Source organism: Streptomyces sp. NBC_01428, assembly GCF_036231965.1.
Taxonomy (GTDB): domain Bacteria; phylum Actinomycetota; class Actinomycetes; order Streptomycetales; family Streptomycetaceae; genus Streptomyces.
In genome coordinates, this window is record NZ_CP109499.1 from 5425971 (window position 1) to 5447309 (window position 21339).

At 71.4% G+C, this 21339-nt stretch carries 16 protein-coding genes and 1 tRNA gene; 5 read left to right on the plus strand and 12 right to left on the minus strand.

Annotated features, from left to right (window positions below):
• Nucleotides 1-116: 116 nt before the first annotated feature.
• Nucleotides 117-2849 carry a phosphoenolpyruvate carboxylase gene (gene ppc / locus OG406_RS23595; protein WP_164373991.1) on the plus strand — a complete coding sequence of 911 codons (2733 nt, stop codon included), beginning with the start codon at nt 117-119 and terminating at the stop codon, nt 2847-2849.
• 133 nt (nt 2850-2982) lie between these two features.
• On the opposite strand, the gene OG406_RS23600 is transcribed toward ppc, so the two are convergent.
• The 7 genes from OG406_RS23600 to OG406_RS23630 form a co-directional block, all read right to left on the minus strand.
• Nucleotides 2983-3480: a hypothetical protein gene (locus tag OG406_RS23600; RefSeq protein WP_164373990.1), complete on the minus strand. Its 498-nt coding sequence runs from the start codon at nt 3478-3480 to the stop codon at nt 2983-2985.
• Nucleotides 3481-3579: 99 nt separating this feature from the next.
• The gene (gene pth / locus OG406_RS23605) at nt 3580-4191 is read right to left on the minus strand and encodes an aminoacyl-tRNA hydrolase (RefSeq protein WP_329187616.1); all 612 of its coding nucleotides are present in this window, start codon (nt 4189-4191) and stop codon (nt 3580-3582) included.
• Nucleotides 4192-4264: 73 nt separating this feature from the next.
• A complete protein-coding gene (locus OG406_RS23610; RefSeq protein ID WP_327409623.1) occupies nt 4265-4861 on the minus strand; it encodes a 50S ribosomal protein L25/general stress protein Ctc in 597 nt (198 codons plus the stop codon).
• A gap of 201 nt (nt 4862-5062) precedes the next feature.
• Complete coding sequence (locus OG406_RS23615) at nt 5063-6037, minus strand: ribose-phosphate diphosphokinase (RefSeq protein ID WP_164373987.1); 975 nt, start codon at nt 6035-6037, stop codon at nt 5063-5065.
• 125 nt (nt 6038-6162) lie between these two features.
• A complete protein-coding gene (gene glmU, locus OG406_RS23620) occupies nt 6163-7611 on the minus strand; it encodes a bifunctional UDP-N-acetylglucosamine diphosphorylase/glucosamine-1-phosphate N-acetyltransferase GlmU (RefSeq protein WP_267051036.1) in 1449 nt (482 codons plus the stop codon).
• Between the two features lie 126 nt (nt 7612-7737).
• Nucleotides 7738-7813 (minus strand) — tRNA-Gln (locus OG406_RS23625).
• Nucleotides 7814-7827: 14 nt separating this feature from the next.
• A complete protein-coding gene (locus OG406_RS23630; protein WP_329187619.1) occupies nt 7828-8688 on the minus strand; it encodes a hypothetical protein in 861 nt (286 codons plus the stop codon).
• 166 nt (nt 8689-8854) lie between these two features.
• On the opposite strand from OG406_RS23630, the gene OG406_RS23635 reads away from it, so the two are divergent.
• Complete coding sequence (locus tag OG406_RS23635) at nt 8855-10270, plus strand: sensor histidine kinase (RefSeq protein WP_329187621.1); 1416 nt, start codon at nt 8855-8857, stop codon at nt 10268-10270.
• Between the two features lie 287 nt (nt 10271-10557).
• Here the strand turns inward: OG406_RS23635 and OG406_RS23640 are convergent, their stop codons facing one another.
• Both OG406_RS23640 and OG406_RS23645 read right to left on the minus strand, forming a co-directional pair.
• On the minus strand, nt 10558-11091 hold the full coding sequence (locus tag OG406_RS23640) for an SUKH-3 domain-containing protein (protein ID WP_164373983.1): 534 nt from the start codon (nt 11089-11091) through the stop codon (nt 10558-10560).
• Between the two features lie 80 nt (nt 11092-11171).
• Nucleotides 11172-11675: a YwqJ-related putative deaminase gene (locus OG406_RS23645; protein WP_164373982.1), complete on the minus strand. Its 504-nt coding sequence runs from the start codon at nt 11673-11675 to the stop codon at nt 11172-11174.
• Nucleotides 11676-11903: 228 nt separating this feature from the next.
• On the opposite strand from OG406_RS23645, the gene OG406_RS23650 reads away from it, so the two are divergent.
• The 3 genes from OG406_RS23650 (at nt 11904) to OG406_RS23660 (ending at nt 17176) form a co-directional block, all read left to right on the plus strand.
• Nucleotides 11904-12971: an HNH endonuclease gene (locus OG406_RS23650; RefSeq protein ID WP_164373981.1), complete on the plus strand. Its 1068-nt coding sequence runs from the start codon at nt 11904-11906 to the stop codon at nt 12969-12971.
• 7 nt (nt 12972-12978) lie between these two features.
• Nucleotides 12979-15846 carry an SUKH-4 family immunity protein gene (locus OG406_RS23655; RefSeq protein ID WP_329187623.1) on the plus strand — a complete coding sequence of 956 codons (2868 nt, stop codon included), beginning with the start codon at nt 12979-12981 and terminating at the stop codon, nt 15844-15846.
• A gap of 442 nt (nt 15847-16288) precedes the next feature.
• The gene (locus OG406_RS23660; RefSeq protein WP_329187625.1) at nt 16289-17176 is read left to right on the plus strand and encodes a cellulose-binding protein; all 888 of its coding nucleotides are present in this window, start codon (nt 16289-16291) and stop codon (nt 17174-17176) included.
• Between the two features lie 21 nt (nt 17177-17197).
• Here the strand turns inward: OG406_RS23660 and OG406_RS23665 are convergent, their stop codons facing one another.
• From OG406_RS23665 to OG406_RS23675, 3 genes are all read right to left on the minus strand, one after another.
• Complete coding sequence (locus OG406_RS23665; RefSeq protein WP_329190945.1) at nt 17198-18832, minus strand: sodium/solute symporter; 1635 nt, start codon at nt 18830-18832, stop codon at nt 17198-17200.
• On the minus strand, nt 18832-19206 hold the full coding sequence (locus tag OG406_RS23670; RefSeq protein ID WP_266849541.1) for a DUF485 domain-containing protein: 375 nt from the start codon (nt 19204-19206) through the stop codon (nt 18832-18834). The genes OG406_RS23665 and OG406_RS23670 overlap by 1 nt, the downstream gene beginning before the upstream one ends.
• Nucleotides 19207-19772: 566 nt before the next feature.
• Nucleotides 19773-21275 (minus strand): MFS transporter, encoded by a 1503-nt coding sequence (locus OG406_RS23675; RefSeq protein ID WP_329190948.1) that lies wholly within the window; start codon nt 21273-21275, stop codon nt 19773-19775.
• Between the last annotated feature and the right edge of the window lie 64 nt (nt 21276-21339).

Genomic DNA, 21339 nt, shown 5'->3' on the forward strand with positions numbered 1-21339 from the left:
CTCCTCGCCGAGCGGCACCCGCCGCGCGGTCGAACACCCGGGTTCCCTCCCAGCCGAGCTTCAGACGAGATTCCCCACTCTTCAGACGAGCTTCAACACTGCAAGGAGCCGCACCTGTGAGCAGTGCCGACGACCAGACCACGACGACCAGCAGCGAGCTGCGCGCCGACATCCGCCGCCTGGGCGATCTGCTCGGTGAGACCCTCGTACGGCAGGAGGGCCCCGAGCTCCTGGAACTGGTCGAGAAGGTCCGCCGCCTGACCCGCGAGGACGGCGAGGCCGCCGCCGACCTGCTGCGCGGCACCGAACTGGAGACCGCCGCCAAGCTGGTCCGCGCCTTCTCGACCTACTTCCACCTCGCCAACGTCACCGAGCAGGTCCACCGAGGCCGCGAACTGCGCGCCCGGCGCGCCGCCGACGGCAGCCTCCTCGCCCGCACCGCGGACCGCCTCAAGGACGCCGACCCCGAGCACCTGCGCCAGACGGTCAAGAACCTCAACGTCCGACCCGTCTTCACCGCCCACCCCACCGAAGCGGCCCGCCGCTCCGTCCTCAACAAGCTGCGCCGCATCGCCGCCCTCCTGGAGACCCCGGTCATCGAGGCCGACCGCCGCCGCTACGACACCCGCCTCGCCGAGAACATCGACCTCGTCTGGCAGACCGACGAGCTCCGCGTCGTGCGCCCCGAACCCGCCGACGAGGCCCGCAACGCCATCTACTACCTCGACGAACTCCACGCCGGCGCCGTCGGCGACGTCCTCGAGGACCTCACCGCCGAACTCGAACGCGTCGGCGTCACCCTCCCCGAGGAGACCCGCCCGCTCACCTTCGGCACCTGGATCGGCGGCGACCGCGACGGCAACCCCAACGTCACCCCCGACGTCACCTGGGACGTCCTGATCCTCCAGCACGAACACGGCATCAACGACGCCCTGGAACTCATCGACGAACTCCGCGGCTTCCTGTCGAACTCCATCCGCTACACCGGCGCCACCGAGGACCTCCTGGAATCCCTCCAGACCGACCTCGAACGCCTCCCGGAGATCAGCCCCCGCTACAAGCGCCTCAACGCCGAAGAGCCCTACCGGCTCAAGGCCACCTGCATCCGGCAGAAGCTGGAGAACACCAAGCTCCGCCTCGCCAAGGGCACCACACACGAGGACGGCCGCGACTACCTCGGCACCGCCGAACTCCTCCGCGACCTCATCCTCATCCAGACCTCGCTGCGCGCACACCGCGGCGGCCTGATCGCCGACGGCCGGATGAACCGCACCATCCGCACCCTCGCCGCCTTCGGCCTCCAGCTCGCCACCATGGACGTACGCGAACACGCGGACGCCCACCACCACGCCCTCGGCCAGCTCTTCGACCGCCTCGGCGAGGAATCCTGGCGCTACGTGGACATGCCGCGCGACTACCGCGCCAAGCTCCTCGCCAAGGAACTGCGCTCCCGGCGCCCCCTCGCCCCCACCCCCGCACCCCTCGACGCCGCCGGCCACAAGACCCTCGGCGTCTTCGAGACCGTCAAGAAGGCCCTGACGATCTTCGGGCCCGAGGTCATCGAGTCGTACATCATCTCCATGTGCCAGGGCGCCGACGACGTCTTCGCCGCCGCCGTCCTTGCCCGCGAGGCCGGACTGCTCGACCTGCACGCCGGCTGGGCCAAGATCGGCATCGTGCCGCTCCTGGAGACCACCGACGAGCTCAAGGCCGCGGACACCATCCTGGAGGACATGCTCTCCGACCCCTCCTACCGCCGCCTCGTAGCCCTGCGCGGCGACGTCCAGGAGGTCATGCTCGGCTACTCCGACTCCTCCAAGTTCGGCGGCATCACCACCTCCCAGTGGGAGATCCACCGCGCCCAGCGCCGCCTCCGCGACGTCGCCCACCGCTACGGCGTCCGCCTGCGCCTCTTCCACGGCCGCGGCGGCACCGTCGGCCGCGGCGGCGGCCCCTCGCACGACGCCATCCTCGCCCAGCCCTGGGGCACCCTGGAGGGCGAGATCAAGGTGACCGAACAGGGCGAGGTCATCTCCGACAAGTACCTCGTCCCCTCCCTCGCCCGCGAGAACCTCGAACTGACCGTCGCCGCCACCCTGCAGGCATCCGCCCTGCACACCGCGCCGCGCCAGTCCGACGAGGCCCTCGCCCGCTGGGACGCCGCCATGGACGTCGTCTCCGACGCCGCCCACTCCGCGTACCGGCGCCTCGTCGAGGACCCCGACCTGCCGACCTACTTCCTCGCCTCCACCCCGGTCGACCAGCTCGCCGACCTCCACCTGGGATCACGGCCCTCCCGCCGCCCCGGCTCCGGCGTCTCCCTCGACGGACTGCGCGCCATCCCCTGGGTCTTCGGCTGGACCCAGTCCCGGCAGATCGTGCCCGGCTGGTACGGCGTCGGCTCCGGCCTCAAGGCACTGCGCGAAGCCGGCCTCGACACCATGCTCGACGAGATGCACGAGCAGTGGCACTTCTTCCGGAACTTCCTCTCCAACGTCGAGATGACCCTCGCCAAGACCGACCTGCGCATCGCCGGCCACTACGTCGACACCCTCGTACCCGACGAACTCAAGCACGTCTTCGAGGCCATCCGGGCCGAGCACGAACTCACCGTCCGCGAGGTACTGCGCATCACCGGCGGAGAAAAGCTCCTCGACACCAACCCGGTGCTCCAGCAGACCTTCTCCATCCGCGACGCCTACCTGGACCCGATCTCCTACCTCCAGGTCGCCCTCCTCAAGCGCCAGCGCGAGGAGGCCGCCGCCGGCCAGGAACCCGACCCGCTGCTCGCGCGGGCCCTCCTCCTGACCGTCAACGGCGTCGCCGCCGGCCTGCGCAACACCGGCTGAGCCCACCCTCCGCCGGGGCGCCACAGCCCGACGGAACACGAAGGCGCCCTCCCCGTCCGTCGCAACCGACCGGACAGAGAGGGCGCCTTCGGCGTCCGATGAAAGAGAAGAGCCCCGACCCCGGAGCGGACGGCTACAGCGCCACGAACGCGGCCGTCAGCAGCGCAAGCCCCGCACCCGCCATCACCCACGCCACCCGCGTCAGCCGCAGCCCGCCCGCCACCACCACCGACGCCAGCAACAACGCACCGGCCAGCGGCGACCACGCGTACAGCAGACCGGCCGGACCGCTGCGGACCACCTCGTCACTGTCCGGTTTCACCGTCACCGTGTACGTCCGGCCCTTCCGCACCGCCGGCTCCTGGCCGATGCTCACCCGGTCCCGCGCCCGGTACCCCGGCGAGGACGGCGTGAACGGCCCCCAGCACGTCCCGTCCGCACACGACACCACCGCCAGCGTGCCCCGCTCCCGGCCCTTGCCCAGCATCACGTGCTGAGCGGTGCCCCACGAGGCCCAGACACCCGCGACCAGAATGAGCAGCGTGACCGCGCCCATCGCCGCGAGCCGCCCGAAACGCAGCGCCGCGTGGGCGCTCTGACGGGAGGTGACAGCAGGCATGGCGGGGATCATTGGCCATGGCTGAGCGCTCGGTCAACTCCGGCAGGGACAAGTCCCCCGTTGTACCCGCACAACGACCGCCTCCGAGCCACCCGGGCACCCCACCCGACCTCAGGAGTTGTACGTGCCCTGCGCCCGCTCCAGACCCTCGATCACCAGAGCCTCCACCGCGTCCGCAGCCCGGTCCACGAAGTAGTCCAGCTCCTTGCGCTCCGCCGACCCGAAATCCTTCAGCACGAAATCCGCCACCTGCATCCGCCCCGGCGGACGCCCGATCCCGAACCGCACCCGGTGATAGTCCGCGCCCATCGCCTTCGTCATCGACTTCAGCCCGTTGTGACCGTTGTCCCCGCCACCCAGCTTCAGCCGCAACACCCCGTAGTCGATGTCCAGCTCGTCATGGACCGCCACGATGTTCCCCGTCGGCACCTTGTAGAAGTCCCGCAACGCCGTCACCGGCCCACCCGACAGATTCATGTACGACATCGGCTTCGCCAGGATCACCCGCCGGTTCGCCGGACCCGGCGGCCCGATCCGCCCCTCGATCACCTGCGCCTGCGCCTTCCCCGCCCGCTTGAACTTCCCACCGATCCGTCCCGCCAGCAGATCGGCCACCATGAAGCCCACGTTGTGCCGGTTCATGGCGTACTCCGGGCCCGGATTCCCCAGGCCCACGATCAGCCAGGGCGCGCTGGCGTCGGTCGTCACGTCCGTCTCTCCCATGTGTCCTTGATACGCGACAGCCGCCGCCCCTGACAGGAGCGGCGGCCGGCACGACTGAAGATGGCGGTGAGGATCAGGCCTCGGCGGGCGCGTCCGCCGCAGCGGCCTCGTCCTCGGCCGCCGGCTCCTCGGCCTGCGCGGACAGGACCTGGAGGACGACCGCGTCCTCGTCGATCGCCAGCGTGGTGCCCTTGGGGAGCGTGATGTCCTTGGCGTGGATGGAGGCACCGGCCTCCAGGCCCTCGATGGACACGGTGACCGACTCCGGGATGTGCGTGGCCTCGGCCTCGACGGTCAGCGTGTTCAGGACGTGCTCCAGCAGGAAGCTGCCCGGGGCCAGCTCACCCTCGGTCTGCACGAAGACCTCGACGGTGACCTTCTCGCCACGCTTCACGAGCAGCAGGTCGACGTGCTCGATGAAGCCCCTGATGGCGTCACGCTGGACAGCCTTCGGGATCGCCAGCTCGGTCTTGCCCTCGATGTCCAGCGTCAGCAGAACGTTCGGGGTACGCAGGGCGAGCAGCAGCTCGTGACCCGGCAGCGTGATGTGGACCGGCTCCGTGCCGTGACCGTAGACGACCGCCGGAACCTTGCTCTCACGGCGGATGCGGCGGGCAGCGCCCTTGCCGAACTCGGTGCGGGTGCCGGCGGCGAGCTTGACCTCGGACATGTTCACTCCTCGTAGAACTGGGAAACCTGACGAAAAAGGTCACCCGGCCAAACCGTCGGCCTGCTACGAAGAGCGCGTCGATAACGGACCGCCGTACCGCCGATGACAGCGGAACGGCCTCCCTCGCCGAGCAACTGTGACAGCTTACGGGGCGGGGAGGCCGTACAAGAAATCGATCTAGAGGACCGGCGGAACCGAGGCCTACTGCTCCTCGAACAGGCTCGTCACCGAACCGTCCTCGAAGACCTCACGCACCGCGTTCGCGATCGTCGGCGCGATCGACAGCACCGTGATCTTGTCGAGCTCCAGCTCACCCGGAGTCGGCAGCGTGTCCGTGAACACGAACTCACTGACCTTCGAGTTCTTCAGACGGTCCGCCGCGGGACCCGACAGCACACCGTGCGTCGCCGTCACGATGACGTCCTCCGCACCGTGCGCGAACAACGCGTCCGCCGCCGCACAGATCGTGCCACCCGTGTCGATCATGTCGTCGACCAGGATGCACACCCGGCCCTTCACGTCACCGACCACCTCGTGCACCGTGACCTTGTTCGCCACGTCCTTGTCACGACGCTTGTGCACGATCGCCAGCGGCGCGTCCAGACGGTCGCACCAACGGTCCGCCACCCGCACCCGGCCCGCGTCCGGCGAGACCACCGTCAGCTTCGACCGGTCCACCTTGGCACCCACGTAGTCCGCCAGGATCGGCAGCGCGAACAGATGGTCCACCGGACCGTCGAAGAAGCCCTGGATCTGGTCCGTGTGCAGATCCACCGTCAGAATGCGGTCCGCACCCGCCGTCTTCATCAGGTCCGCGATCAGACGCGCCGAGATCGGCTCACGCCCACGGTGCTTCTTGTCCTGGCGCGCGTAACCGTAGAACGGCACGATCACCGTGATGCTCCGCGCGGACGCCCGCTTCAGAGCGTCGATCATGATCAACTGCTCCATGATCCACTTGTTGATCGGAGCCGTGTGGCTCTGCATCAGGAAGCAGTCCGCACCACGCGCCGACTCCTGATAACGGATGTAGATCTCACCGTTCGCGAAGTCGAAGGCCTTCGTCGGGACAACCCCGACACCCAGCTTGTGGGCGACCTCCTCGGCAAGCTCGGGGTGGGCGCGGCCGGAGAAGAACATCATCTTCTTCTCGCCGGTCGTCTTGATCCCGGTCACAGCACTGTCTCCTCAGAGGTCTACTCAGTGGGCGCGAGAGGTCGTCTCAGCTGGGTTGCGAGAAGCCCTCTCAGCTGGGGTGTGCACCTATCACGGTACGCCGTCCCGGACGTACCGCTTTCCGGTCAGTCTTCGCTTTCCGTCCCCCGGACAGCCGTCTCCGCGGCCTTCGCCGCCGCGCTCCCGGGACGCTTACGGGCCACCCAACCCTCGATATTCCTTTGCTGGCCACGGGCCACGGCCAGCGAACCCGCCGGCACATCCTTCGTGATCACCGAGCCCGCCGCGGTGTACGCGCCGTCCCCCACCGTGACAGGAGCCACAAACATGTTGTCCGAACCCGTCCGGCAGTGCGACCCGATCGTCGTGTGGTGTTTGTCCTGTCCGTCATAGTTCACGAACACACTCGCAGCACCGATGTTCGAGTACTCGCCGATCGTCGCGTCCCCGACATACGACAGATGCGGAACCTTCGTCCCCTCACCGATCGTCGCGTTCTTCGTCTCCACGTACGTGCCGACCTTCGCCTTCAGACCCAGCCGCGTCCCCGGACGCAGATACGCGAACGGACCCACCGTCGCCTGCGGACCCACCTCCGCACTGTCCGCCACCGTGTTGTCCACCCGGGCCCCCGCACCCACCCTGGTGTCCCGCAGACGGCAGTTGGGACCCACCTCCGCACCCTCCGCCAGATGCGTCGCACCCTGCAACTGCGTCCCCGGGTGCACGATCGCGTCCTGCTCGAACGTCACCGTCACATCCACCCACGTCGTCGCCGGATCCACCACACTCACACCCGCCAGCATCGCCGCGGTCAGCAACCGGTCGTTCAGGATGCGCCGCGCCTCCGCCAACTGCACCCGGTTGTTGATGCCGGCGATCTCCCGGTGGTCACCCGCCACCGCCGCGCCCACACGGTGCCCGGCCTCCCGCAGGATCCCGAGGACGTCCGTCAGGTACTCCTCGCCCTGACTGTTGTCCGTCCGCACCTTGCCCAGCGCGTCCGCCAGAAGCTGCCCGTCGAAGGCGAAGACACCCGAGTTGATCTCACGGATCGCACGCTGCGAGTCACTCGCGTCCTTGTGCTCCACGATCGCGGTGACCGCGCCGCTCGCGCCGTCCCGCACGATGCGGCCGTAACCGGTCGCGTCGGGGACCTCGGCGGTCAGCACCGTCACGGCGTTGCCGTCGGCGGCGTGCGTCTCGGCGAGGGCGCGCAGCGTCGCGCCGCTGAGCAGGGGGGTGTCGCCGCAGACCACGACGACGGTGCCGTCCACACCGCCGCCCAGCTCCTCCAGGCCCATCCGCACGGCGTGCCCGGTGCCGTTCTGCTCGGCCTGCACCGCGGTCCGCACGGCGGGGTCGATCCCGGTGAGGTGGGCGACGACCTTCTCGCGGGCGTGACCCACGACGACGACCAGGTTCTCGGGGTCCAACTCGCCCGCCGCGGCGAGCACATGACCGACGAGGGAACGGCCACAGATGTCGTGCAGGACCTTGGGTGTGGCCGATTTCATACGGGTGCCCTCACCCGCTGCGAGAACGACGACGGCTGCCGGGCGATTGGCGCTCACGGGAATGCCCTTCGGCTTCGGATGCTTGGGGTGTGGACATCCGCAGGATACCGGGGCGTATCAGGAGGGACATGAGAGCGGGCCCTGACAGAGGTGTCAGGGCCCGAACCAAGGACGTGTATACCGTGGCTCCCCCGCAAGGATTCGAACCTTGTCCTGCTAGTACCAAAAACTAGTGTGCTGCCAGTTACACCACGGGGGATGGCCCTTGAGACCTTACCTGAGTCGGGTCTGCGTATGGGCCACGATTCCGCCCCACCAGCCTTCGATGCGGCAGTAGAGATCGGCTCCCTGCAGCACGCGGACGACCAGGCAACCGCGGTACGCGTCACCGACGTTCTTGCGAACGGTCTTGGGGTTGTGCTTCTTGAGCGTCGTCGGCAGGAGTGTGGTGGCGTCGATCCCCACGAGGTCGGCCCAGTACCTCTCGGCTGTATCCACATCCGCGGTTTCGTGGATCATGACACGGAAGCGCAGTCGCTCTCGGGGCACGTCGAGCAGGTCCAGCCAGGCGAGGTAGACCTGAATCACTCCCGGATCGCTGTTGACGAAGGCGACTGTCTCGCGGCGTTGGTACGGCTTGCTCTTCTGGCCCTCGGCCCAGTAGAGGGCGACCCCGGCCATGAACAGTTCTCGGTCTGACAACTCTCCGATGGATTCCGCGGCCTGCCGCTTGGTCTCCTCCCGTACCTGATCCTGCTCGGCGCGCAGCCGCGCCAGGCCCGCGTTCATGCGTGCGCGTTGCTCCTCCGGGGTGCAGCGGGGCTCCGGGTGGGGGAGATCGCGAACCCAGAGGGATACCGAACTCTTCGAGCAGCCCAGCTCGGCCTGGATCTCGTTGTACGTCCGGCCCTGCCTCCGCAGCTCGCGAGCCCGCTCTCGCAGGGAGTCCTTTGCCCTCGGTCGTTTTGTCCACTCGGGTGGTGGTTCGCCTGCCACCAGTCGTTGGAGGGTGTCGTTGTTGTGGACCTGAAGTTCGTCCCGGATCTGTCGGAGGCTGAGCCCGGCCCGTCGTAGTGCGACTGCTCGTTCCCGAAGCCCCTCGAAGTCTGCGTACTTGCCCTTTGCATGTGCCATGGGCATATCGTCCGGGCGGAATCGGGCCTTCCGGGAGCGAAGGGTGAGTCAGTCAACAGTTCGAGGGATAACTGTTGATTTCGCTTCTGTTCGAGGGGGTGGGTGGTGTAGGCCAGTAGGTGAAACTCACCGGAAAAGGGGCGGGGCCCGCCCGTAGGCTGGAGTCATGACCACGACGGGGGAAGAGCACACCGCGGCCGGGACCGGCCCGTGGTGGTGGGTCAGGTGGCGCAGTGCCGTACTGGACGCGGGGCTCGCGCTGGCGTCCGCGGCGGAGTGCGGGGGCGAGGGAGTCAGGTTCGCGCACGACGCGGGGCTGCCCGTTCCGATCGGTGTCGTCTTCGGGGTGATCGCCGGGTCCGTGCTGCTGGTGCGGCGGAAGTGGCCGATCGCGGTCGTGCTGGTGTCCATCGCGATCACGCCCGCCCAGATGGGGTTCCTCATGGGCCTCGTCGGGCTGTACACGCTCGCCGCGTCCGAGCTGCCGCGCCGTATCACCGCCGCGCTGGCGGCGATGTCCTTCGCCGGCATGCTGATCGTGACGTTCGTGCGGACGCATCAGGGTGTGATGAGCGGCGATGTGACGATGGGGGACTGGTTCGTCCCGTTCGCGTCGATCACGACCGCGATCGGCATGACCGCGCCGCCCGTGCTGCTCGGCCTGTACATGGGGGCGCGGCGCCGGTTGATGGAGAGCCTGCGGGAGCGGGCGGACTCGCTGGAGCGTGAGCTGCAGTTGCTCGCGGAGCGGGCGGAGGAGCGGGCGGAGTGGGCCCGTAACGAGGAGCGGACGCGGATCGCGCGGGAGATGCACGACGTGGTCGCGCATCGGGTGTCGTTGATGGTCGTGCACGCGGCGGCGCTTCAGGCGATCGCGCGGAAGGATCCCGAGAAGGCGGTGAAGAACGCGGCCTTGGTGGGGGACATGGGGCGGCAGGCGCTGACGGAGTTGCGGGAGATGCTGGGTGTTCTCCGGTCGGGGAACGGGGCGGACGGGCGGGTGTCGGCGGCCTCGTCGTCCGCCGCGTTGTCTTCGTCCCCCTCCTCCTCGTCCTCGTCTTCGGGGGCGGCGGTCGCGGCGGTGCCGTTGGCGGCAGTGGGTGTGGCGGCGGCTGTGGCGGCTTCGCGGGCGGCGGACGGGTCCGGGGTCGGCGCGGTGTCGGGTGCGGGTGCCGGTGGTGTCGTGGAGGGGCCGTGTCTCGCGGAGCTCGACGAGCTGGTGGGGCAGTCGGCGGCGGCCGGGATGGTCGTGGCGCTGTCGGTCGAGGGGGATGTGCGCGCGTATGCGCGGGAGATCGAGCAGACCGCGTACCGGGTGGTGCAGGAGGCGTTGACGAACGTCCACAAGCACGCGGCGGGCGCGAAGACGTATGTGCGGCTGGCGCATCGGATGTCGGAGATCGCGATGCAGGTGGAGAACGAGTGTCCGCCGGAGGTGGGCGCCGGGTCGTCGGTGCGGTTGCCCAGTGGGGGGAACGGGTTGCTGGGGATGAAGGAGCGGGTGGCGGCGCTGGGGGGCGTGTTCGTTTCGGGGCCCACGGATGCCGGGGGGTTCCGGGTGTCGGCGGTCATTCCCGCGTAGCAGGTTCGCCGTGTCTGCTGTCGCGGCTCCGGTCCGGTGGGTGGGGCGGGGCCGCGCCGGTACATCCGCCCGTCGCCGCTGCATCAGACGTGAGGGGAGAAGCGGACCGCTGCTCGATCCGGGCGTAAGCGACGGGCATCTGATGTACCGGCACGGCCCCTCCCGCCGGATGCCGACTGCGGGCAGCGACTGGCTGGGGCACGGCCCCCTCCCGTCGGACGCCGACTGCGGGCCGTGGGCTGCTGGGCTCGTCCCTTCCGGCGGTCGCCGGGGCGAGAGAAGGTCTGTTACGCCGTCGTCAGGCGGGTGGGGGGTGTGCCGGTGAGGAGGGTGGTGAGGGCTGCGTCGATGTGCGCGCCCACGTACCAGTCGCCGGTGTGGTCGAGGGTGTAGACGCGGCCCTCGGCGTCGATGGCGAGGAGGGCGCGGGAGTCGGACTCCTCGCCGAGGGGGCAGACCTCGGTGTCGAGGGCGCGGCCGAGGTCGACGAGGGTGCGGGCGAGGTGGAGTCCGTGCAGCGGGTCGAGGTCGAGGGCGGTGGGTGCGACCTGTCGTCCGGGTCCCGTGGCGGTGACGTGCAGTCCTCCGAACTCCGCCCATGCCTCGACCGCCGCCGGGAACACGGCGTGCCGGTGTCCGGCGGGTGAGGCGTGGCCTCGTAGGGCGTCGGCCCAGTACTCGGCCTGCTTTATGTCCCAGCGTCCGGGCTGCCATCCCGCGGAGCGCAGCGCGGAGTCCACGGGTTCGGGGAAGCGGGTCGACGTGGGTCCCCCGGGCCCGGGGGGAGCGGTGAGCTTGGAGGAGGAGCGTTCTGCTTGCATCTGCCGTTCGTTCGTCGGGGGATGGGACGGTGGCGTCGCGGGGCGCCGGTTGTGGATACGTGTGCGGGGGTGGGGGGTGTTCAGGCGCCCGGTGCCGACGGGTCGACGATGCGGACGCCGAAGTGGTCGCTGAGGGCGGTGCAGGAGCGGCAGGGTGCGGCGAAGCTGCCGTGCAGGGGGTCGCCGTCCTCGCGGATGCGGCGGGCGGTGAGTTTGGCCTGCTTGAGGGCTTTGCGTGCTTCGCCGTTGGTCATCGGCTTGCGGGCGGCGCGCTTGCTGCGTTCGGCGTCGGCGGTGGCGATGTGCCGGGAGATGAGGATGGCCTCGGCGCAGCGTCCGGTGAAGCGGTCGCGCTGGGCGTTGGTGAGGGTGTCGAGGAAGTCCTGGACCAGGGGGTGAAGGGCGGGTGGCTGGTCGCCGCGGGCGGCGGTGCCGGTGAGGGTGGCGCCGCGGACGGAGAGGGCGGCGGCGACGGTGGGGAGTATGCCGTCGCGTCGGTGGAGGAGGACGGGGGTGTGCGGTGCTTCGTCGCTGCTCCAGCCGACCCGGGGATCCCCGGACGTGCCCGTATGCGTCGCGCTCATGATCTTTTTCCCTCCCGTGCATCCCCCGGTGCGGAGACAGACTGCCAAATGCCGTGGCGTGTGCGGAAGCTGGGGCGTCGCGACACGCCCGGTCTTCGGCTGTGGGTCACGGCGGGGTGACGGCTGGTCACGGAACCGGAGGCCCGGTGACCGGTGTCGTACGACCGCATAGGCTGTCGACATCCGGGCTCCATCCAGCTACTGAGAACGCCGCAGGGGGCAACAGCCATGACGACAGGTCGGCTCGGGCTGGGGGCACCTCCCAGCCGCCAGGCTGGGGGGCAAGCCGTGCCGCCGAACGCGGCCTATGCCGGGCAGGTCGTGCATTTTCCGGATCCTGTCCGGGCGGCCCGCCATCCCAGGGGTGTGCGGATCGATGAGCACGGTTATCCCGACTTCTCCCTCTACGCGCGTGCTGCCGCGGAGATCGCCGAGCCCCCGGAGGGGTTCGGTGTCGACGAGTTGCGGCTGACGGACTATGTCTCGGCGAACGCGGCTCTGGCCGCGGCCGGGCACGATCTGTGGGACACGATCCCGTCGGTGGCGACGCCGCACGGGTGGACGTGGCATCACGTGGCGGGGACCAGGCGGCTGGAGCTGGTGCCGGTCGAGGTCAAGGCGTTGTTGCGGCATCACGGTGGTGTGGCGACGACGGTCGTGGATCAGGACAAGCGGGGGACGCGGCCGTTGCAGGAGACGCGGCCCGCGCACTTCGGGTTGCCGAAGTCGTCGGTCGCGGTGACGGAGGAGCAGGTGCAGGGGGTCGAGGAGGAGCTCGGCTACCGGCTGCCGGGTGCCTATCGGTCGTTCCTGAAGGCCGCGGGCGGGTGTGCGCCGGTGGGTGCGGCGCTCGACGCGGAGCTGGGTCTGCTGGTGGACCAGCCGTTCTTCACGGTGCGGGACGAGGCCGCGGTGAACGATCTGGTCTATGTCAACAAGTGTCTGCGCGACCATCTGACCAAGGACTACCTGGGTGTGGGGTTCGTGCAGGGTGGTCTGCTGGCGGTGAAGGTGAAGGGCGACCGGATCGGTTCGGTGTGGTTCTGCGCGTTCGACGATGCCCGTGACCAGGACGCGTGGCCGCCGGCCGAGCGGGTGGAGCGGTTGCTGCTGCCGTGCGGTGAGGACTTCGACGCGTTCCTGTCCCGGCTCGCGGGCAATCCGCCGGAGCTGGAGACGGTGGCGAATCTGATGGTGGACGGCGGGTTCGCGTACGCGGTGTCCGTGGTGTCGGACTCCGAGGGGCCGGCGGATTCGGTGTCGTCGGTGTCCTCGGTGTCTTCGGTGGGGGAGTGAGCTTGCGATGGTGACGTTCGCGCAGGCGCAGGAGCGCGCCGAGGAGTGGATCAACGGGGACGTGCCCGGGTACCAGCATCGTGAGGTGCGGGTGCGTGAGTTCGAACTCGGTTTCGTGGTGTGGGCGGAGGACCGGGCCGAGGGGCCGCGTTCCGACGGGGGCGCGCAGCGCCTGGTGATCGCCCGGGACAGCGGGGAGGCCACGTTGTGGCCCGCGCTGCCGGTGGGTGAGGTCATCCGCCGGTATGAGGAGGAGTACGGGGGTCCGGACGGTGCTCCCGAGCCGGCGCCGGAGCCTCCGGCGCGGGTGGATCTGAATCAGACGTCGTTCTTGCTGAGTCCTCCGGAGTGGTTGCAGGAGGCCGCGGACCGGATGGGTATTCCGGACCGGCGTGCGGGTGCGGGTGCGTCGGACGGTGCGGGATCGCGTCCGGCTGCGGCTGCGGCTGCGGCTTCGTCGGGTGACGGGTCCGTGAACGGTGCTTCGGGGGACGGGAGTTCGCTTCCGGGTGCATCGGGACATTCGGGGGCGCACGGTGTTCCGTCCACGCCGGGGGCGCACGCTGCTTCCTCGCCGTCGGCTCCGGTTCCGCCGCCCGCCGACGCGCCGGCCACTCCGCCGCCGGGTGTGCCGTCCGCTCCCGGTGGTGCCACGCCGTGGCCGGCCGCCGCGAGCGCCGACGACGCGGATCCGGGCCTGCGGGACACGACGCCGGGAGTGCCCGCCGACGCGACGCCGTGGGCCGGGACGGACACGAACGCCGACGCGGGGGACGACCGTTCCGTACCGCTGCCGGCGACCGTGTTCGCGCCGCCGCTGACCGGCTCCGACGATTCCGGCACCCCGCCGCCCGCCTCGCTGCCGGAGGCCAAGACGGCCCTGATGTCCGGGGGCAGCCGGCTTCCGCGCACGGCCATGGCCCCGAAGGTCGAACAGCCCGGCCCGGGTGCGCCGTCCGGTGACGCGCAGGGACACGGCGAGCCTTCGGGCCCGCCGCCGGCGCCCTCGTACGGCTATCCGCAGGGTCCCGGTGCCGGTCCCGGTACGCAGCCTCCCGGTGCGCCCGTTCCCGGCGGTCCGCAGGGGACGCCGCCCGCGTACGGGTTCCCGCACGGGCCCGGCACGCCGCCGCCCGCCGCTCCGCAGGCTCCGGGTGCTCCCGGCACGCCGCCCGCGGCGCCGGCACGGCCGCTGCCGCCGCACGCCGGTGACATCGCCGACGCCGCGACGAGCAAGGCCCAGCCGCCGCGCGGGGCCCGCGCGGCCGGGTCGGGGACGCCGCATCCGCCGAGCGCTCCGGGTGTGCCGGGCGCACGGCCGGGCAGCGTTCCGCCGCCGGCCGGGCCCGGCGCTCCCGGTGCCCCCGCGGGCGGGTACGTGCCGACGAGTCTCGTCCCGCAGCTCGGCCCCGAGGGGCCGGAGGGTCCCGTGGGTCCGCCGGGCGCACCCCGGCCCCCGGCCGCCACGCCTCCGGGTGACGGGGTGCACCACGCCGCGACCATGCTGGCGGGGCCCGCGGTGGGCGGTCCGGGCGCTCCGCAGGCGCCGGGCGCACCCGGTGCTCCGGGTGCTCCCTGGCAGCAGCAGAACGGTCCCGGCGCGCCGAACTCGCCGGGTGGTACGCCTCCGGGTGACGGTGTGCACCATGCCGCGACGATGCTCGCCGGGCCCCCCGTCGGTGGTCCGGGCGCGCCGCAGCCGCCGGGTGCTCCCGGTGCGCCGCAGCCTCCCGGCGGTATGCCCCCGGGCGGGGCGCACCACGCGGCGACGGTGTTCGGGGGTCCGCCGGTCGGTGGCCCCGGGGCGCCGCTCCCGCCGCAGGCTCCCGGCACGCCGCCGGGTGGGCCGGGGCCGTTGCCCGGTCAGCAGCCGCCGGCGTACGGCTATCCGCAGGCGGCGCAGCCGACCGTCGGGCCCGGCTACCAGGCGGTGTTGCGCTACCGCGCGCAGGACGGTTCGGAGCAGCAGCTGATCCGCCGGTCCGCGCCGGGCACCCCGCACCCGGAGTGGCAGATCCTGCACGAGCTGCGTGCGATGAACGTGCCGCCGCAGCAGGTGCTGGAGCTGCACACGGAGCTGGAGTCCTGTGAACTGCCGGGTGCGTACTGCGCGCGGATGATCCGGGAGACCTGGCCGCAGGCGCGGATCACGAGCATCGCTCCGTACGGCACCGACCATGCGAGCCGGCAGCAGGGAATGCATCAACTCCTGGCTCATCAGGGCGAGTTGCACCAGGTGGCGGACGGGCCCGCGCGTCCCGCGCCGGTCCGGGCGCCGATCCCGCCGGTGCATCCCGTGCCGCCGGTCCCGCCGGAGGCGATCGGGCAGGAGCTGGCTGCCGCGTTCGGGCCGGGTGTGTTCCGGTTCGACCAGGGCGCCGTGTCGCGGCAGGGGGTGCCCGACATCGTGGCGCACACCCTGGTCGTGGCCGGACTGCCGCTCGACATGGGGCCGTTCTTCTGGGCGCAGGCCCAGCCGGGCCGGCCCGTGCCGACGCTCGCCGAGCTGGCGCAGGAGCGCGGGGTGGCGGCCGGTCCCGACGCGGGTTCGTACCTCGTCATGGGCAGCGACTTCGGCAAGGCGATCTGTGTCCAGTACGGCACGGCGAACATCGTCGCGGTGCCGGTGGAGGCCGGTCCGGGCGGTGCTCCGGTGCCCCCGCAGTTCGTGAACACGGGGCTGCCCGAGTTCGCGCGCTGCCTGGGTCTGCTGGGCCGGATGTGGCGGCTGCGGTTCGGGCTCAACCAGGAGCAGGCGGGCCGCTGGACCGTCGACTTCCAGGCCCAGCTCGCCGCGCTCGACCCCGCGGCGCTCGGTTCGCCCGAGAGCTGGTGGTCGGTCCTGCTGGAGCAGATGTGGGACGGACTCCTGTAGCCGCGATGCGGAGGTAGGGGAACAGCGGGGCGGCGGCAGGGCCGCTGCGGAGAACGGTCGAGGCGCCCGCCCGGTGACGGGGCGGGCGCCTCGTCGTGTGTGCGGGCGTTCCGGCCCGACGCGTTCGCGTTCCCCTCCCGTCCCGTCTTGTCCCGTCCCGTCTTGTCCCGTCCGGTCCCGGCCTGTCCGGTCCGGGGCGGGGTTCAGGGGCGTGCGGTGTGATGGGGCGCGTCCGTCCGGGGGTCCGTACGAAGGGTCGGGTGCCCCCTTTCCGTGCCCGGCGCGCCGCCCCCCGCGGGCTCCTGACCTCAAATGACGCGTGAACGACCCCTTCACGTCCGAACCTGCGGGCGGAGTGTCGCGTTATGAACACTTCCGTGTGATCCATCAAGATGTGCGCCAAATCGTCATTTTGTGTGGGTCGGCGGAGAGGGGTCAAAGGATGAGCAGCACATCGGTGTCGCCGCACGGCTTCGTGGCCGTACGGGGACGTGGTTACCGTCCCGAACAGGTCGACGCGTACGCCGCGGCGCTCTCCGCGGACCGCGACGCCGCCTGGGAGCGGGCCGCCCGGCTGACCGTGCTGGAGAAGGAGATGGAGGCCGAGGCGGAGCGGATGCGGGAGACCGTGGCCGGGCTCGTCCCGCAGACGTACGACGAACTCGGTGAGCGGGCCCGGCGGATCTTCGAGCTCGGCGAGGAGGAGGCCGAGGCGCTGCGCGAGGCGGCGCGGCAGGGGGTCCGCTCGGCGCTGGAGGAGACAGAGGCGGCGGACCGCGCGGTACGGGAGGCGGCACAGGCCTACGCCGACGAGGTGTGCGGCGAGGCCGAGGAGCGCGCCCGGCAACGGCTGCTCGCCGCACGGGCCGAGGCCGACGACGTACGGATCTCCGCGCGGCGCGAGGTCAAGGAGAACCGGGGCGAGGCCCTGGCCGGGCTGCGCGAGGTGCGCCGGCGGACCGAGGGGCTCCTCGTCGAGCAGGAGAAGGAGCAGGCGGTGCGCTGGGCGGAGGCCGAACGGGCCGCCGTCGAACGGGAGGCCGCGTTCGAGGCGCACCACGAGGACCGGGTGGCCCGCGCCGAGGCCGCGCTCGCCGAGGCCGGCCGGGCCCTCGCCGAGGCGGAGGAGTCGGACCGGCGCCGGCAGGACGAGGCGGAGGTGCGGGCGGCCGAGGTGATCGCCGAGGCGCGGGTCCGCGAGGACCGGATCGCCCGCGAGACCGAGCGGGTGCTGCGTGAGCACGGGGAGCGGTGGGACGACGTACGGGCCCACATGGACCACGTACGCAGCAGCCTCATGTCCCTGACGGGCCGCGCCCCCGTCGAGTAGGCCCGCCCCGCTGCGGCACCCTCACCTCCCCCGGCGCACGGCCCCCGCCAGGATCCAGCCCTCCACCGCCTCGTACTGCCGGCGCTGTTCCTCGGCCTTGCGGCGGCCCGAGACCACCGTGCCGAGCCAGCCGTAGGCGAAGCCCAGCGGGATCGAGACGATGCCCGTGGTGGTGAACGGGAACCAGTTGAGGTCGGCGTCCGGGAAGGCCGCGGCGGGGGAGCCGGAGACGAGGTTGGTGCCGGGCATGAGGAGGAGGACCGTGAGGGTGCCGCCGATGAGGGTGGCGAGCAGGCCGGTGCGGGTGTAGCGGCGCCAGAAGAGGCTGTAGATCAGCGCGGGCGCGATCGCGGAGGCGCCGAGGCAGAACGACAGCGTGACCAGCGGCTGCAGGCTGCGGTGCTGGACGAGGGTGGCGAGCAGGATGGCCGGCCCGCCCACCGCCAGCGCGGAGACGCGGGCGAGGAGCATCTCGCGGCGCGGGGAGAGCTCGTCGCCGCGGCGGCGGCCCCGGAAGAACCGGCTGTGCGCGAACACGTCGTGGGCCAGGGAGTTGGCGCAGGCCAGGATCATCCCGGCGACGGAGGCGAGCAGGGTCAGGAAGATCGCCGTCGTGACCGTGGTGAAGAGCAGGGTCTCGGCGGTGGAGACGGACGCGCCGAACACGGCCCGGGACCCCAGCAGATAGGCCGTGTTGCCCTGCGGGTCGCCCGCGACGATCACGTCCCGCCCGACGAGGGCGGTGGCCCCGAAACCGATCACGCTGATGACGAGGACGAACAGGGCCACGCACGGCACCGCCCAGGACAGCGAGCGGCGCACCTGCCGGGCGCTGCCGGCCGTGTACATGCGCATGGTGACGTGCGGGAGGCAGGCGCCGCCGAGGACGACCGTCAGCTCCGAAGTGATCATGTCCAGGCGGGGGTTGGAGCCGCCCGCGAACTGGAGCCCGGAGTGGAGGTAGGCGGCGCCGGCACCGCTGTTCGCGGCGGCGCTGTCGAGGAGCGCGCCGGGGTTCCAGTCGAAGCGGTTCAGGACGAGGGCGGCGACCACGGCGCCCGAGCCGAGCAGCATCACGATCTTCAGGATCTGGATGAGGGCGGTGCCCTTCATGCCGCCGATCGCCGCGTAACTGATCATCAGGGCGCCCAGGCCGATGACGCAGCCGGTCTTCAGGGAGTCGCTGGAGAAGCCGAGGATGAAGGCCAGCAGGTCGCCGGCGCCCGCGAGTTGGACGAGCATCAGCGGCAGCAGCGCGACGATGGTCACCGCGCAGGCCGTGTTGCGGACGGCGCGGCCGGGGGTGCGGCGGGTGAGGGCGTCGCCCATGGTGAACCGGCCCGCGTTGCGCAGGGGTTCGGCCAGCAGGAACATCAGGAGCATCAGGGACAGGGCGGTGCTCAGGGCGAGGACGACGCCGTCGTAGCCGGCCAGGGCGATGACGCCGCCGGTGCCGAGGACGGTCGCCGCGGAGATGTAGTCGCCGGCGATCGCGAGGCCGTTGCGCATCGGGGAGAGCGATCCGTACCCGGTGTAGAACTCGTCGAGGTCGTCGCGGTCCGGGCCCGTCATCACGCACAGCAGGAGCGTGATCGTGGCCACGGCGGTGAACGCCACCAGCGACATCGTCTGCGCGGAACTGCTGAACCCGGTCATCATGCCGCCTCCCGCCGTGCGTCCAGTTCGGCCTGTCTGCGGATCCGGTCGGCGATCGGGTCGACGCTCCGGCGCGCGGTGTGCTCGTACAGCCCGATCGCCAGGCAGGTCACGGGGACCTGGAGCAGACCGAGGAGCAGTCCGGTCGACAGTCCGCCGGACACGGTGCTCGTCATGAGCGACGGGGCGAACGCCGACAGGACGAGGAAGAGGGTGAAGTAGCCGAGCGCGGTGAGGGTCGCGACGCGGCGCTGCCGGCGGTAGGCGCCGCGCAGCACGCGGATGTCGCTGTGCTGTCCGAGCGCGCGATGGCGCGGCCTGCGCGGCGGGGCCGGCTCGGGCGGCTGCGGCCGGGGCTGCCAGGGATAGGTCAGGTGCGGCTGGTCCGGTTGGTACGGCTGCTGCGGGGGCCGTGCCCGAGGCGGCTGGTACGGGGGATAGGCGGGGTAGGAGGGGTCTCCCTGCGGCGGGGGAGGCGGGGTCTGGGGACTCTGGTCGTACGGCCGGTTCTGCCGGTACGGGTGCTGCGGGTGCTGCTGATGTGGCCTTGGGTGCTCGGGGGACGAGAATGCGTCGGGCATCCCGGTTCTCCTTGCGTGGCTCGGGTCCGGTGCGGGGACCGCAGGGAGCTGGGGGGTGAGCAGCGCACGCTACTCGTAGGTAGCTCGCGTGCGTAGCGGTTTGACCGAACTGGTCGGTCGGTACGCGCTTACTTCGGTGACCTGGGGTGTTACCCGCGTTCACCTGTGGAGTTCCGCCGGAGTTCCGGAGGGGTTTCGCAGGACGTCACGTGGGGGACTGGAGTGCACCCCGTGACGGATGGGATGTGAACGCGCTTTCTCCGGGCGCGGGCGGTGCCGGGTCCGGCGGTTCCTCGACGGGCCTGTGCGCGCCGGTGTCCGGGCCCCCGTTCCCGGCCGCGGGCGGTGCCGGCCCGCGGTCAGTCCGTCGCGTCCTTGAGGACGGGGAAGCGGCGCGGTGCGACGAACAGCAGGACGAGGAAGGCGAGGGCGGCGGCCCCCGCGGCGCCGAGGTAGACGGCGTGGACGGCGTCGGCGACCGCGTGCCGCAGATGTCCGGCCGGCGCGCCCGAGTCGAGGGCCCGGGTCACCGCGTCGAGGTCTCCGGCGCCGCCGAGCCGCGCGGCCAGCACTCCGTTGGCGACGGCGCCGAACAGGGCGGCGCCCAGGGTCTGTCCGGTCTGGCGGCAGAAGAGGACGGAGGCGGTGGTCGTGCCGCGCTCGGCCCAGCCGACGGTGGACTGGACGCCGATGAGCAGGGGGAGCTGGAAGAGCCCGAGCGCGCCGCCGAGCAGCAGCATCAGCAGCGCGGGCTGCCACGGCTCACCGGGATAGGGGAGGAAGGGGAAGGCGAGCAGCAGGAGGGTGGCGGTGCCGATGCCGAGCATGGCGGTGTTGCGGAAGCCGATCCTGCGGTACACGTGCTGGCTGAGCGCCGCGGACACCGGCCAGCTCAACGTCCATACGGAGAGCACGAATCCGGCGGCGACCGGGGCGAGACCGAGGACGGCCTGCGCGTAGGTGGGCAGGAAGACCGTCGGCGCGACCATGAGCAGGCCGAGCGCGCCGAGGGCCAGGTTGACGGCGGCGATCGTCCGGCGGCGCCACACCCAGCCGGGGATGATCGGCTCCGCCGCGCGCCGCTCGACGGCCACGACGACGCCGACCAGCGCGAGTCCGGCGCCGAACAGGGCGAGCGAGGGCGCCGACAGCCAGGCCCAGGCGACCCCTCCCTGCACGAGGGCGGTCAGCAGGACGCCGCCGCAGGCGAACACGGCGAGGGCGCCCGCCCAGTCGACGCGGGGCCGGTGGGCCAGCGGGGCCCGCTGCGGTTCGTGCAGGTGGCGGACGATCAGCCAGAGGGCGACGGCGCCGATCGGCAGGTTGATGAGGAAGATCCACCGCCAGTCGGCGTACGCGGCGAGGACACCGCCGAGGGCGGGGCCCGCGATCGCCGAGGTCGCCCACACCGTGGACAACTTGGCCTGGATCCTGGGGCGTTCCTTCAGCGGGTACAGGTCGGCGGCGAGGGTCTGCACGGTGCCCTGGAGGGCGCCGCCGCCCAGCCCCTGCACGACCCGGAAGGCGATGAGCGCGGCCATGTTCCAGGCGGTGGCGCACAGCAGCGAGCCGAGGAGGAAGACGGCCGCGCCCGCGACGAGGACCGGTTTGCGGCCGAAGGTGTCGGAGAGCTTGCCGTAGACGGGGAGGGTGACCGTGACGGCCAGCAGATAGCCCGAGAACAGCCAGGAGAAGACGGAGAACCCGCCGAGGTCGCCGACGATCTGCGGTACGGCCGTCGACACGATGGTGGAGTCGAGTGCGGCCAGCCCCATCGCCAGCATGAGCGCGGCGACGACGGCCCGCCGGCGCCGGTCGTCCGCGCGGTCTCCGACCGGCGGCTTCTGCTGTACGACCGGTATCCCGGTGTCCCCCTCGCCCACGGGATCCCTTCCCCCTGCATCCGTCTGCCGGGACCAGCTTGCC